The organism is Streptococcus oralis (genome assembly GCF_003943395.1).
Taxonomy (GTDB): domain Bacteria; phylum Bacillota; class Bacilli; order Lactobacillales; family Streptococcaceae; genus Streptococcus; species Streptococcus oralis_BF.
Genome location: NZ_RJPJ01000004.1, coordinates 134369 through 148412 on the forward strand (window position 1 = coordinate 134369; position 14044 = coordinate 148412).

13 protein-coding genes and 1 pseudogene are annotated in these 14044 nt (G+C 42.4%); 6 read left to right on the top strand and 8 right to left on the bottom strand.

The window, feature by feature from the left end; all coding sequences use genetic code 11:
- Positions 1-2 precede the first annotated feature (2 nt).
- Both D8802_RS04595 and D8802_RS04600 read left to right on the top strand, forming a co-directional pair.
- Positions 3-443, top strand: a complete 441-nt coding sequence (locus tag D8802_RS04595) for a LytTR family DNA-binding domain-containing protein (RefSeq protein ID WP_125394950.1) — start codon at positions 3-5, stop codon at positions 441-443.
- Positions 440-898, top strand: coding sequence for a DUF3021 domain-containing protein (locus tag D8802_RS04600; RefSeq protein WP_125394951.1), 459 nt, complete (start codon positions 440-442; stop codon positions 896-898). Before D8802_RS04595 ends, D8802_RS04600 begins: the two co-directional genes overlap by 4 nt.
- A 41-nt stretch (positions 899-939) precedes the next feature.
- On the opposite strand, the gene mutS is transcribed toward D8802_RS04600, so the two are convergent.
- Both mutS and argR read right to left on the bottom strand, forming a co-directional pair.
- Positions 940-3474, bottom strand: a complete 2535-nt coding sequence (mutS, locus tag D8802_RS04605; RefSeq protein ID WP_125394952.1) for a DNA mismatch repair protein MutS — start codon at positions 3472-3474, stop codon at positions 940-942.
- Between the two features lie 50 nt (positions 3475-3524).
- Positions 3525-3971 (bottom strand): arginine repressor, encoded by a 447-nt coding sequence (gene argR, locus D8802_RS04610; RefSeq protein WP_125394953.1) that lies wholly within the window; start codon positions 3969-3971, stop codon positions 3525-3527.
- Between the two features lie 147 nt (positions 3972-4118).
- Between argR and argS the strand changes: the two genes are divergently transcribed.
- The 3 genes and pseudogenes from argS (at position 4119) to D8802_RS04625 (ending at position 7831) form a co-directional block, all read left to right on the top strand.
- Complete coding sequence (gene argS, locus D8802_RS04615) at positions 4119-5807, top strand: arginine--tRNA ligase (protein ID WP_125394954.1); 1689 nt, start codon at positions 4119-4121, stop codon at positions 5805-5807.
- Between the two features lie 318 nt (positions 5808-6125).
- Complete coding sequence (locus D8802_RS04620; RefSeq protein ID WP_125394955.1) at positions 6126-6371, top strand: MarR family transcriptional regulator; 246 nt, start codon at positions 6126-6128, stop codon at positions 6369-6371.
- 197 nt (positions 6372-6568) lie between these two features.
- A pseudogene (locus D8802_RS04625) lies at positions 6569-7831 on the top strand (NRAMP family divalent metal transporter).
- An 84-nt stretch (positions 7832-7915) separates the two neighbouring features.
- Here D8802_RS04625 and nrdI read toward each other — a convergent pair.
- The 5 genes from nrdI to D8802_RS04650 all read right to left on the bottom strand — a co-directional run bounded on the left by nrdI (position 7916) and on the right by D8802_RS04650 (position 12619).
- Positions 7916-8386, bottom strand: coding sequence for a class Ib ribonucleoside-diphosphate reductase assembly flavoprotein NrdI (gene nrdI, locus D8802_RS04630; protein WP_125394956.1), 471 nt, complete (start codon positions 8384-8386; stop codon positions 7916-7918).
- A gap of 77 nt (positions 8387-8463) precedes the next feature.
- Positions 8464-8997: an ABC transporter permease gene (locus D8802_RS04635; RefSeq protein WP_125394957.1), complete on the bottom strand. Its 534-nt coding sequence runs from the start codon at positions 8995-8997 to the stop codon at positions 8464-8466.
- Between the two features lie 60 nt (positions 8998-9057).
- Positions 9058-10344, bottom strand: coding sequence for a response regulator transcription factor (locus D8802_RS04640; RefSeq protein WP_125394958.1), 1287 nt, complete (start codon positions 10342-10344; stop codon positions 9058-9060).
- Positions 10345-10356: 12 nt separating this feature from the next.
- Complete coding sequence (locus tag D8802_RS04645; RefSeq protein WP_125394959.1) at positions 10357-12027, bottom strand: sensor histidine kinase; 1671 nt, start codon at positions 12025-12027, stop codon at positions 10357-10359.
- Positions 12005-12619 (bottom strand): YesL family protein, encoded by a 615-nt coding sequence (locus tag D8802_RS04650; protein ID WP_000514454.1) that lies wholly within the window; start codon positions 12617-12619, stop codon positions 12005-12007. Before D8802_RS04650 ends, D8802_RS04645 begins: the two co-directional genes overlap by 23 nt.
- 133 nt (positions 12620-12752) lie before the next feature.
- Between D8802_RS04650 and D8802_RS04655 the strand changes: the two genes are divergently transcribed.
- Entirely contained in the window at positions 12753-13322 is a 570-nt protein-coding gene (locus tag D8802_RS04655) for an MptD family putative ECF transporter S component (protein WP_125394960.1), read from the top strand.
- Between the two features lie 28 nt (positions 13323-13350).
- On the opposite strand, the gene D8802_RS04660 is transcribed toward D8802_RS04655, so the two are convergent.
- A complete protein-coding gene (locus tag D8802_RS04660) occupies positions 13351-14043 on the bottom strand; it encodes a methionine ABC transporter permease (RefSeq protein ID WP_125394961.1) in 693 nt (230 codons plus the stop codon).
- Position 14044: the final 1 nt, after the last annotated feature.

The window sequence follows — 14044 nt, forward strand, 5'->3', positions numbered from 1 at the left end:
TTATGAAAGTAGAACTACAGATTAAGGAGACTTACGAGGAGGAAAAGCTGATTGTCCAAACTCCTCAGCCGACCGAAAAAGTCCAGAAAGTCATCGAGTTCGCAGAAAATCTTGACCAAAAAGAAACAATCAAAGGAAAGATTGATGATCAGGTTTATCTAGTTAAGATTGGTAATATACAACGCTTCTATATCGAGAATCGGAAGGTTCTAGCAGAAACTGCATCTCAGACCTACACCATTGATTTGCGACTCTATCAAGTGCTTGACATTCTGCCGACCACTTTTATCCAAATTTCCCAATCAGAAATCGTTAATATTGACGCTATCTCTCATCTCAAGCTAACCCCCAACGGCCTGGTCGAAATCTTTCTCAAAAACGAAAGCTTTACTTACTCATCTCGCCGTTACCTAAAAACCATCAAGGAGAAATTAGAACTATGAAAAAACAAATCTTTCACGATGCAGCCACTGGTGTACTCATCGGCCTCATCCTCTCTATCCTATTTTCACTCATTTATGCACCAAATACCTATGCCCCACTGAGCCCCGAGTCTCTCATCGGCCAAGCGATGGTGCAACATCAGGTTCACGGTGCTCTGGTCTTGCTCTACTGCACGATTATCTGGTCAGCTATCGGCGTTCTCTTTAGCTTTGGCAGTCGCTTATTCAGCCGTGACTGGAGCTTGCTCCGTGCCACACTTTCCCATTTCTTCCTCATGCTGGCTGGCTTTGTTCCACTAGCAACTCTGGCTGGTTGGTTCCCCTTCCACTGGATTTTCTATCTCCAACTCATTCCAGAGTTTGCGATTGTCTACCTTATCATCTGGACTATCCTCTATAAAAGAGAAGCTAAAAAAGTGGACCACATCAATCAACTTTTGGCCCATAAAAAGTAATAGAGAAAAACCCACTCACAAAGGCGCGAGTGGGATTCTTTTTATAATTTTTGTTTGAACTCAACTAAGACATTCATAGCCTGCATAGGTGTCATGTTGTACACATCCAGTTGAGCTAATTCTGCTAGGATAGGATGTTCTGCTGGCGTATCAAAGAGAGAAATCTGTTCCGTGACGGCACTTGTTTGTCTCATCGGAGTTGGGCTTTCTTGTCCCTGACTCTCCAGTTGCGTTAAAATCTTATCCGCTCTTGCTAAAAGTTCTCCCGGTAAGCCAGCAATCTTAGCAACATGGATACCGTAGGATTTATCGGCAGGTCCGGGNTCAATCTTGTGAAGGAAGGTCACCTGCCCATCCTGTTCTAAGGTTGCCACGTGAACATTGACCAAGTGTTCCAAACTGGATTCCAGACTAGTCAACTCATGATAGTGAGTCGCAAAGAGGGTTTTGGCTCCGATATGTTCATGGATGTATTCGATGATGGACTGGGCCAGAGCCATCCCGTCATAAGTCGCAGTTCCCCGTCCCAATTCATCAAAGAGAATGAGAGAGTTCTTGGTCGCATGCGAAATGGCATTGTTGGCCTCCATCATCTCTACCATAAAGGTTGATTGACCTGAAACCAAATCATCTGCCGCTCCGATACGGGTAAAAATCGCATCAAAAATTGGCAAATGAGCACTTTCTGCTGGCACATAAGAGCCTAGCTGGGCCATAACCGCCGTCATGGCTAGCTGACGCATGTAGGTAGACTTCCCACTCATGTTTGGCCCTGTAATCAGCTGAATGCTGGTATCTTCTGACATCTGGATACTGTTGGGAATGTAAGTCTGCGCTCCCATGACCTTTTCGACGACAGCATGACGACCTTTCTGGATAGCGATTTGTGAATCCTCTCCAAACTCAGGTCGAATCAAATGCTGGGTTTCAGCCACAACTGCTAAACTTTGCAGGACATCAATTGTCGCAATTCCTTGAGCTAAAGCCTGCAAACGCTGGATGTACTTGCCGACTTCCTCACGGATACGCATAAAGATTTCGTACTCTAGGTTGGCTGACTTCTCACGCGCCTCCAACATATCTCCCTCGATACGGGCTAATTCTTCAGTCCCAAAGCGTTCCGAGTTTTTCAGCGTCGCCTTGCGGAAAAAGTGGGCTGGCACATTCCCCAGTTGCGAATTGGTCACATGGAAATAGTAGCCGTCTTTTTTATTGTAGTCAATCTTGAGCGTGCTGATACCAGAGTTTTCTCTCTCCTTAGCCTCAATCTCAGCAATCCAGCTAGTCCCTTCTCTGAGGACACGGCGGTATTTATCCAAGGTCTCATCAAATCCAGTTCGAATAATGCCACCTTCTGTAATCACATGAGGGGCCTCAGGAGCAATCGCCGCGCTAATCAAGCTCTCTAACTCTGGAATGGCATCCAACTGTGCGATGAGATAGGAGATAGCAGGCTGCTCCATTCCTTCTAAAATCGCACGAATCCTTGGCACACTAGATAAGGTGGTCGCCAATTGCAAGAGATCCTTGGGATTGGTCTTGCCAAACGAAACCCGACTAGCCAAGCGTTCGATATCATAAACTCCCTTGAGACTGTCTGTTAAATCACTGCGCTCAAAGAAGTGGTCAAGAAAGACCTGCACCACCTCTTGACGTTGGACGATTCGTTCCTTATCAATTAAGGGACGATGAATCCAAGAACGCAAGAGCCGCATACCCATAGCTGTTTTGGTTTCATCCAAAAGCCAGAAAAGACTCCCCTGCTTCTTACCTGAACGGGCATTCTCAACCAAATCCAGACTAGCCTTGGTCGCATAGTCCATCTGTAAGAAATCTTTGATTTCATAGCGGATAACTGGTTTGAGGTGGTTCAATTCCCGCATCTGAGTTCGGTGAACATACTGGAGCAGCTTACTAGCTGCCGCTTGCTCCACAGCTGCCAGTCGTGAATCCAGTAAATGGATGTCCTCAAGACCTTCTTTCTCATAGGAAAGCACCAGATTCATCTGACGGCTGAGGATTTGTTCTTCTTCCTCAGACAAATCATAACCCAGCACCACTTCACGAGCCTTGAGGTTGCGGATTTCCCCACAAACGAGGGTAAAGTCCAATAGACCCGTCGCATAAAAATCACCCGTCACCAGGTCCATATAAGCTAGACCAAATTGATTGCCGTCACGATCTAGAGCAACCAGAAAGTTGTTCTGACTATCCGGCTTACTGCTATCGACGACCGTTCCAGGTGTGATGACCTGAACCACCTCGCGCTTAACCACTCCAACTGCTTGTTTGGGATCTTCCATCTGCTCGGCAATAGCCACCTTATAGCCCTGCTCAATCAAAACATCGATATACTGCTGGGCAGAATGATAGGGAACACCAGCCATGGGTATCGGATTTTCTGCATTTTTATTACGACTGGTCAGTGAAATCTCTAAAATCTGCGCCGCATTGACCGCATCTTCATAAAATAGCTCATAAAAATCACCCATCCGAAAGAGCAAAAAAGCATCTGGATATTGCTTTTTAATATCCACATACTGCTGCATACCAGGTGATAGTTTTTCTGTCGTCATATTGGCTCTCTCCTTGTCAAAAATAAGGCTTGGGAACAAGTCCCAAAACCCTATTCATCCTTCATTAAATCTAGCAAACGCTCTTCCATGAGCTTGGCAACATGCTGGTCTCGACAAATAACCAGTAAGGTATTGGCTCCCGCAACTGTTCCTAAAATCGCCTCGTCCTTATTTTCATCAACAATATTTGCTAAGACAGCTGCTTCTCCCAACTTGGTATGAAGTACCAAAGTAAACTCTGCTCTCGCAACCCCTTCTAGATGATGCGACAAAAACTCTACCAAATCAATCTTTTCTGTTTCATTCGCTAGCACATAATATACCATACCATTTTTCTTAACCTTGATCAAGCCGAGCTCGCGCAGGTCGCGAGACAAGGTCGTTTGCGTCACAAAGACATTCCGAACTTCTAGGCGATCTTGGATATCCTTTTGTGTAGCTAGTTTTTCCTCAGTGATCATCTTTTTAATCAACTGGTGTCGTTCTTTTTTTCTCATATCAACCTCTTACATGAATATTTATAACCGATTTCGGGTTTATTTTTAGATATAATTATACCAAAAAAACTGAATAATTCAAAAAAATCTTTCTTCTTTCACTAAATTTATGATAAAATAGAATAAAAGTCCAAAAGGAGCCTACTTATGAGTACAAAAAAACTGATTGCTAGTGAATTGGCTAGCGTCATCGATAGCCTAGATCAAGAGGCTATTTTAAATTTACTAGAACAACCAAAAAACTCTGACATGGGAGATATCGCTTTTCCTGCTTTCTCACTTGCAAAAGTCGAACGCAAAGCCCCCCAAATGATTGCTGCTGAAATCGCTGAAAAAATCAACAGCCAAGCCTTTGAAAAAGTTGTTGCAACTGGCCCTTACGTCAACTTCTTCCTTGATAAAGCTGCCATTTCTGGAGCAGTTATCAAAGAGATCATCGAAAAAGGATCTGACTACGCTCAACAAACGGAAGGCAAAGAGCAAAATATCACGATTGACCTATCAAGTCCAAACATCGCAAAACCTTTCTCAGTAGGTCACTTACGTTCAACTGTTATCGGAGATGCTCTTTCTAATATCTTTAAGAAAATGGGCTACAACACTATTAAAATCAACCACCTTGGAGACTGGGGTAAACAGTTTGGTCTTCTCATGGTTGCTTATAAAAAATGGGGAAGTAAGGAAGCCGTAGAAGCTAATCCAATCGACGAACTGTTGAAATTGTACGTTCGCATCAATGCTGAAATCGAAAATGATCCAGCTCTTGATGATGAAGGACGTCTCTGGTTTAAAAAATTGGAAGATGGCGATCCAGAAGCAACTCAACTCTGGCAATGGTTCCGTGACGAAAGTTTGGTTGAGTTCAACCGTATCTACAAACTGTTGAACGTTGAATTTGACAGCTTAAACGGGGAAGCCTTCTATAATGACAAGATGGACGAAGCCGTGCGAATCCTTGAAGAAAAAGGTTTGCTAGAGGAGTCACGCGGAGCTAGCATTGTCAACTTGGATGATTTTGATTTGCCACCTGCTATGATTAAAAAATCAGATGGCGCTACCCTCTACATCACACGTGACATTGCAACAGCTATCTACCGTGCACGTACTTACAATTTTGTTAAAAATGTCTACGCAGTTGGTCAAGAGCAGTCTAACCACTTTAAACAGTTAAAAGCCGTCTTGAAAAAAATGGGATTTGACTGGAGCGATGATATGATTCACGTAGACTTCGGTTTGGTAACCAAAAATCGTCAAAAGCTCTCTACTCGTAAAGGAAATATCATCCTGCTCGAACCTACCCTTCAGGAAGCTATCAGCCGTGCCAAAGCACAAATCGAAGCGAAAAATCCTGACCTCGAAAACAAGGAACAGGTTGCCCAAGCTGTCGGAGTGGGAGCTGTTAAATTCTACGACCTCAAAACGGACCGCAGAAATGGTTATGACTTTGACCTCGAAGCTATGGTTTCCTTTGAAGGAGAGACTGGTCCATACATCCAATACGCTTACGCTCGTATTCAGTCTCTACTTAGAAAAGCAGACTTCCAACCAAATGCTCAAGCAAGTTACAGTCTAAATGATGCTGAAAGCTGGGAAATTATCAAACTTCTCCAAGACTTTGCCCGTGTCATCAAACGCGCATCTGTTAACTATGATCCATCGCTCATTGCTAAGTACGCAATCAACCTGGCTCAAGCCTTCAATAAATACTATGCCCACACTCGTATCCTAGATGAAAGTCCAGAGCGTGACAGTCGTCTAGCCCTCAGCTACGCAACTGCAGTCGTTCTCAAAGAATCTCTTCGCTTGCTTGGAGTAGAAGCGCCAGAGAAGATGTGATTCAGTACTAACAATTGGAACTAAAGTTCCTAATTGTTAGACGCTAGCCGCTTAGTATGCGGACTAGCTAACTGCTTCACTAGTATTGTAATAGAAATAACATCGATTTCTATTACAATACGTCGTAACTATGGCGAATTGCCTAAACGCTTTACTAGTCTTCATTAGAATTGGACGGACTTTTCAGTTAAAGGGCAAGACCGTCTTGTTTTATCTGTCGGATACCTGTTCCGCTAGTCTAATCACTTAGTTGAAAAGCGAAAATTTCTTTCGCTTTTCTTATGCCATCAACTTTTTTATCAAACCAGGAGAGATTTTATGAACCAATACGCTTATATCTTAGTTGTCATTAGCCTTGTCATTCTATTTCTTATCAATAAATACGAAAAAGAAAAACTTCAACAACTCCTTCAGGAACAGCTTCTGAGGGACGAAGCTTTCAAAACAGACATACGCGAAAGGATCCAAACAACGGAAAATATCAATGATGTGATTGACTACATCAATAAAGGTTACCGTTTGGGACTCCTGCTTTCTAAGGAAATCACTGAGCAATTGAAATAAGGGAATCCGAGAAGTTTTTTTCTCGGATTTTTTACTCTCATCAATACCATTTCCTTGTGATAATCATATCTTTCATATGATTTTTCTGAAATTTTCTAAATTTTTCAAAAATTCTCTTACATTTCTCATAAGTTTCTTGTAGAATAGTAGCTACCTATTCAGATTATTCTGAAAATTTAACAATGGGAGATTGTTTTATGTCACAAGTTACTTCATCACACCAGTCTACCTGGACAAGCAAGCTAAAAGCAATTGGACCCGGGATCCTAATGGCTTCCGCTGCAGTCGGAGGTTCTCACATCGTATCCTCCACTCAAGCCGGTGGTTCTTATGGATGGTTGCTGCTTCTCTTGGTCATCTTAGCCAATGTTTTTAAATATCCATTTTTCCGTTTTGGTGCTGAATACACAGCAGACACTGGAAAGACCTTGGTCGAAGGTTATGCCGAAAAAGGAAAACTCTATCTCTGGATTTTCTTTATTCTCAATGTCTTTTCTGCCTTGGTCAATACTGCCGGTGTTGCCATCCTTTGCTCAGCCATCATCGCTAGCGCCTTTCCAATGATTGGTCTTAGCATCACTCAATGGTCCCTTATCCTTGTTGCGGTCATTTGGGCTATGTTGCTCTTTGGGGGCTACAAACTATTGGACGGTATGGCAAAATGGATCATGTCTGCCTTGACTATTGCAACTGTTCTTGCCGTCATCATTGCTGCCGTTAAGCACCCAGAATACAGCTCTGATTTTATCGAGAAAACACCTTGGCAAATGGCAGCCCTACCCTTTATCGTTTCCCTTCTAGGCTGGATGCCTGCCCCTATTGAAATTTCAGCTATCAACTCACTTTGGTCAGCCGAAAAGAAAAAGACCGTCAACTTTAATACAGAGGATGCTCTTTTTGACTTTAACATTGGTTACATTGGAACTGCTATCCTAGCTGTATTCTTTGTGGCACTAGGAGCACTGATTCAGTATCCTACAGGACAAGCAGTTGAAGCAGCTTCAGCCAAATACATCTCGCAATTTGTGGGCATGTATGCCTCTGTCCTTGGCGAATGGTCTTGATATTTGATTACCTTCATCGCTTTCCTCTGTATCTTTGGAACAGTCATTACTGTCATCGATGGCTATTCACGTGTCAATCAGGCCTCCCTTCAACTCTTGGCAAATCAAAAAGAGGATAATCGTAAATCTTTGAACATCTGGATGACCATCACAGCTATCATCGGTATCGTCATCATCAAGTTCTTTGCCGGTCAAGTTTCAACCATGCTCCGCTTTGCCATGATTGGATCTTTTCTTACAACACCATTCTTTGCCCTTTTGAACTATGTCTTGGTCACAGGTGAAAATAAAAATCTTCCTTCTTGGTTGAAACTCCTCGCCATTGCAGGATTGATCTTCCTCTTTGGATTTGCCATCTTCTTTATCTATGCACTTGCCATCGGAAAAGCAGGTTAGTTCACAAAGTAGCACCCTCGTCTGGGTGCTTTTTTCTGCATTCAAAAGGCAGTTGAGAAAATCCAACTGCCTACTTGAACGATTCTAACTTTCTGAGTCCAATCCATATAAGTCCGCGATAATCGCTGCGACCTTTTTAATATCTCCCAGCATTCCTCTCATTTCAAAGTCAGCCAATACAGGGAAACCAAAGCGCTGGCTGTACTGCTTGGCAGTCAGACAGTATTGGTTATTAAAATTGCGATTACCAGAGCCAACTACCCCAAAACACTTACTGGCATTGTTTCCATAGGCGATAAAATCACCCACTGGAGTCGTTAAAATCTCAACATCGCCGTTATCGATACCATTTCCACCTTCTAGATAGGTTGGTAAAAAGGCGACATAAGGGTGATCCATCTCAAAGAATTCTTGACCTTCCTTGACCAGATCCTTGATATGAATCTTTTGGACCTCAATCCCTTCGTACTGAGACAAGAGATAGTCCTTAAGTCGGGTTACAAAACTCTCTGTATTCCCGCTCAAACTGATATACACTAAGGATATTTTTTTCATTTTGACCTCGATTTTTATGTTTACGATATAAAAAGAACTAACAAGATTGTAACTTGATAGTTCCCTTTTGTCAACTCTTATGCGAGCTCTTCTGTTTCGACTTCCTCAGACAAATCTTTTTGTTGACGCCACATCTTGTAAAAGACAATGGCAAGGAAGAGGACATTGATAACAACAAATAAAATCGTTGTTCCCTTTCCAAGGACTTCTGTCCCTAGTCGCAAAGTTTCATCACGGATAGCTTGTACAGCATCTTGCATACCCATGTAAGTATAAATCGAACCAACAATGGCAAGCAAAACATAAGCAATGTAAGAATAATTTGCATATTGCAAATGATTACGAACCAAGAGCACAATACCTGCGACTACTAAAATCGCAGATAAAATAATCAAAACGATGTTAACAGTCGAATGCGATAATTCAGCTGTCTTATGTAGATAATTAATCGTATCCTCCAGCTGCTGAGCGCTAATACCTTGTACTTGTGCTTGACTGGCACCTAGTGCTTCTTTACTAGGTACTGGACTTAGTATTCCAAACAAAGACATAGCTGAAATCAATGCTGATAGGACTAATAGAACCCAAAGATAAATTGGTTTCTTTTTCATAATTTTTCCTCCTTAAGGTATTTTGAACATTATAGCATTTTTTGTATGTAAATACAAGTTTTACAGGGAACTTTCGACTTGTTTGCGATAGGCTTTTGGTGATTTTCCGCACAATTTACGGAAGACCTTGTAGAAATATCCAACATTGCTGTAACCAACAGCATAGCAAACATCTTCAATACTATCATTGGTTGAAAGCAAGAGCTGTTGCGCCGCCTTGATGCGCTGTTTATTGAGCAGTTCTGCGAAGGTTGAGTTGGTTTCTCGCTTGATTAACTGACCGAGGTAGACAGGGTTGATAAAGAGATCTTTGCTGATATCCTTAAGTGATAACTCTTTTTGATAATCACGGCCGATAACCTCTAGAACACTCACCACGTTTTCATTCATGCGGTACTGGCCAAAGAACTTGGTCAAGGTTTCTTTGATGTAGGCAACCAATTCTTTAAAGGAGTTAATAGCATGGATGGCTTTGACAATCTCGGTCATATCATCCGCTTTTAAGTGCTCAAACAAGTGGAAGACATCCATGACAAACTGGGTGAAGAGCTGTTTGGTGATAGCCACGCGCGGCGTATTCTCCAAAACGACCTTCTCTAGCAGGGTTAATTCTTCAATGATTTGATTGATATTTCCTTGGATAATCACGCGATAAATCGGTTCGTAATAAGCAAATAGACTCTCGGATTTTTCTAGATTGACAGAACCGTAAAAGAGGGCTTTTTCTGCGTTGATCTTCCATTTTTCAAAGACTTGTTGGTAGGGCGCTACAAAAGGCGTCACTACGATTCCATCTAGTGGTTGATCAGAGATAAAAATCTGCCAGTCTTGTCCCAAAACATAGTAAGGAATGGTAAAAGAGCCCTGCTTTTCCTTGGATAGACCAATCCACCAGCTGTCTTTACCTGACAGGTAGTTAGTAAATCCTGTCTCATCCAATTCTTGACTGAGAGTCTGACTTTGCTCCAGCTTTTCCTGAAGCTGCTGCGCAATCTTTTCTAATAAATTGCCCAACTCCACCTTGTCTACTGGCTTGACCAGATAATCCACGACACTAAGGTTCATGGCTTTTTTAACGTACTCAAACTCCTGATAACCAGACAGCAAGATATAATAGGTATCTGGAAGTAGCTCTTTCATTTCCCTAATCATCTCAAGTCCGGTCTTATCTGGCATGTTGACATCGGAAATGACCACATCTACTGGATTTTTCTTAATATAGTCCAAAGCATCATCTGCGTGATTAGCTGTTGCGACGACTTGCATATCCCATTTTTCAAAGGGGATTAATCGCTTGAGCCCCTCTGTCACCATGTACTCATCGTCTACTAATAAAACTTTATACATTTCCCTTCCTTTCTATTCATTTTGAATAGTAATACGGTAACGAACACCTTCTTGCTCAGCTGACTCGACACTGATTTGGTAGCGATCCCCAAAATAGAGGACAAAGCGTTCGTGTACATTGACTATTCCGATTGACTGTCGCTCCCCGCTGTAGCTTGCCTCGTGCTCAAAACTTCTCTGAGTTAGTTTTTCTTGCAAGCTAGCTAGTTTCTCAGCAGTCATCCCGCGACCATTGTCTACTACTAAGATTTCAACAAAACCTTGGCCCTTCAAAACCTTTATACTGATCACATTGTCTGTTCGGCGGTGGTCAATACCGTGGGCAAAGTAGTTTTCGACCAATGGTTGAAGCGTAAACTTGGGGATCTTCATATTTTCTAATTCGGGTGCAATCTTAAAACCATAGGCAACTGACTTTGGATAACGCACCATACAGAGATAGCTGTATTTGCGACAAAATTCTAATTCTTGCTTCAGCGTCGTTTCCCGCTCGTCGGAGATATTATTGCGTAGTAAACTGCTAAATTCATAGATAATATCCGCCAGTTCATCTTGGCTTTCCATGACGGCATACATGCGCAGAAACTCTAAGGTATTGTACATGAAGTGAGGATTGATTTGAGCTTGTAAGGCCCGCATATTGGCATCTTTCTGACTTAGCTCTAGCTGGTAAATATCGTGGATATTCTTTTCCAGACGATCCAACATATCATTGGTGGTTTCTGCAATGAGAAGCAACTCTTGGTCTTTTTTAGAGGTATCGATCCGAAGTCCCTCTTCTCCTTGGGCAATAACCTGGATAGACTCTACCAAATCCACAACCTGCTTTTGGTAATTGGAGAAGGTCTGCCTCAAGGTCACATATAAAATAATAATAAAGAGACCACTCAAACCAACAATGACAGCGGAACTAGTTAAAGTCCCAGTAAGAACAAAATCCTTTGGAACTGCTGATTGGACTTGATAGCCATGTGATGTCAAACCAACAATCCAACTTTCCCGTTCAGCTACTACATTTTCCCCTATATGAAACAATTCAGTATCAAAAGGGGAGGTGATCGTCACGGCTACAGGAATCAGGCCGCGAGTATTATCAATTGCTTGGTAAAGTACATCCTGCGATAAAGAAATGTAGATAACACCTAGAGACTGATCGGAGTTAGGATCAAGTACTGGTATGGCAAAACTATTGGCTGCTGGTTTGAAATCCTCAGCAAGAATTTTCTCCCCGCTACGTTTCTCTCTAGTAGAAACGTAGACTTCCTTGTAGTCTTGCAAAACAATTGCAACACCTGTCACAAAGTCATTTCTTACATACAAATCATCAATGTTTTCATATAAGGATACTGAGACATAGGGAGACGCTTTACGTTGCAACAGCCAGTAAAAATAATCCGATGTACTGAGACTAAAATACTTGTAAATCCCTTCAATCCGTGCTCGATTTTCAACCAGTTCCTGCGCTAGCTGAGTCGACTCCCTGTGATAATATTCAATCTCACTCACTGTTCGAGTCGTTACACGTTGAGCTACTCGCTGGGCTTCTTTTTCACGGGAACTCCAGTCAGCATAGGAGAGCATGACCGCAAAACTTGCAATGATGACAATCATCACCAAGGTATAGATGCGCAAGAGCGAGTGGAGCCAGAACGGCTTCATTTTATTTTGTCGCCAATTTTTCATGGATACTTTCATATACGGGTTCCAACATATCACTGATAAAGAAATGCCATACACCAATTCCTACGAAAAAGAGGAGGGCAGGCATATAGTAACCAATTCCTACAAGCATGACCGTACCAAATAAAACCTTGGCAATTGCAGGCAAATTCATAAAAATTCCGATAAGAGCGAGTTTTACAGTATTTCGATAAGAGAGCTCATAGTGAACTTGGAGTTTCAATGAAACGGTATAAGCCAAAAAAACAAAGGCAACAACAAGGATATTGAGAAAGGTTGCCAAGAGATGGAAAATAGTCTGATGGGGCAATTGAACCAAAAGGTACAAACCATAGACTAAGACTAGATCTACAAGCACAAAACTATAGAAAGCTAGGTTACTCTTGACAAAGTTACTCTTATACAATTCCCAAGCTTCTTTCAAACTATAAGCTCGATAAGTATAACCGTGCTCCGCATATAAACTCATAAGAGTTGCACTAGCTGGTGCCAAACCAAAGACCACACCTCCTGCTAGTGTCAATAACCAGAAAAAAGCCGTCGCAATCATTCCTAAAAAGAAACGATTAAAGACGAATTCTAGAAACTTTCCCATAATACCCTCCTTAAAACAACTATGTAACTATTATATCATATTTCAAACGTTTTCAAAAACATAGAGCACCCATTTACAATCCTCTAAAAGCGTGATACAATTGATTTTGACAGTTTTATATAAGGAGATTCTCATGAAGAAAAATATCTTAACTACCCTCTTAGCCGTCGTCCTCTACTTCCTCTGTCTAGGAATCGGAGTAGTACTTGGACACTTGGTAGACTCAACGGGCAATATGTTCTACGCGCCTGCCTTTTCTGCCCTTGTCGGGGGTAGCGTCTACATGTTTCTTTTGGCAAAGGTTCCTCGTTTTGGTGCTATCACCACTCTAGGACTTTTTATGGCACTTTTTTTCCTAGCTAGTAAACACGGCGCTGGCGCTTTTCTACCAGCTATCGCCTGTGGTCTTGCAGCAGATGCCATCGCTCATCTCGGCAATTACAAAGATCGAATCAAAAACACCCTCTCCTTCCTCGTCTTTGCTTTTAGTACAAGTGGCCCTATCTTCCTCATGTGGATCCGTCCCAAAGCTTACGTGGCTACCTTACTCGCGCGTGGAAAATCCCAAGAATACATTGACCGTATCATGGTCGCTCCAGAGTGGGACAAAATCCTTCTCTTTGTCGCAAGCATCCTTCTAGGTGCCTTGATTGGTGCTGTTATTGGGCAAGCTATTAGTAAAAAGTTTACACACAAAATCTAATCACTAAAAAAGAGCCGAAAGGCTCTTTTTATTTATGACTTAATTTATTGGTCAAGAAATCTCCCAAGAACTGGATCGTAAAGATAATCAAGATGATAATGATGGTTGCTAAAACTGTCACATCGTGATTGAAACGGTTAAATCCATAGGCAATGGCTACATTACCAATACCACCAGCTCCAACCGCTCCCGCCATAGCTGTTTCCCCAACAAGGGAAATCAAGGTCACAGTCGTCACACGAATCAAATCTGGAAGACCTTCTGATAGGTAAACACCCACGATGTCCCAGAATGTTGCTCCGCTCGCTTGAGCCGCCTCAATGACACCGCCATCCAGCTCAGCCAAGACAACCTGCACCTGACGGGCAAAGAAGGCAAAGACTGCAAAAGAAAGTGGGACAAGGGCTGCATTTGGCCCGATACTCGTCTTCACAATCAAGTGAGACAGTGGCGACAAGATCGCCAAAAGGATGATAAATGGTACCGCACGGAAAATAGAGGTAATCTTGTCTAAAATCCAGAAGACAACCTTATTTTCCAAGACACCACCTGGCGCTGTCAAGACAAGGAAGAGACCTGCCACTAGCCCCAAGAACCCTCCGATGATGAAGGAAAGAACTGTCATATAGAGGGTTAAGTAGATGGCTGTTCCCCAGCCTGCTTGACCAGCCCAGCCCATCTTGTAGACATTTGGTAAATAGGTTTGAATCAATGATTCCATC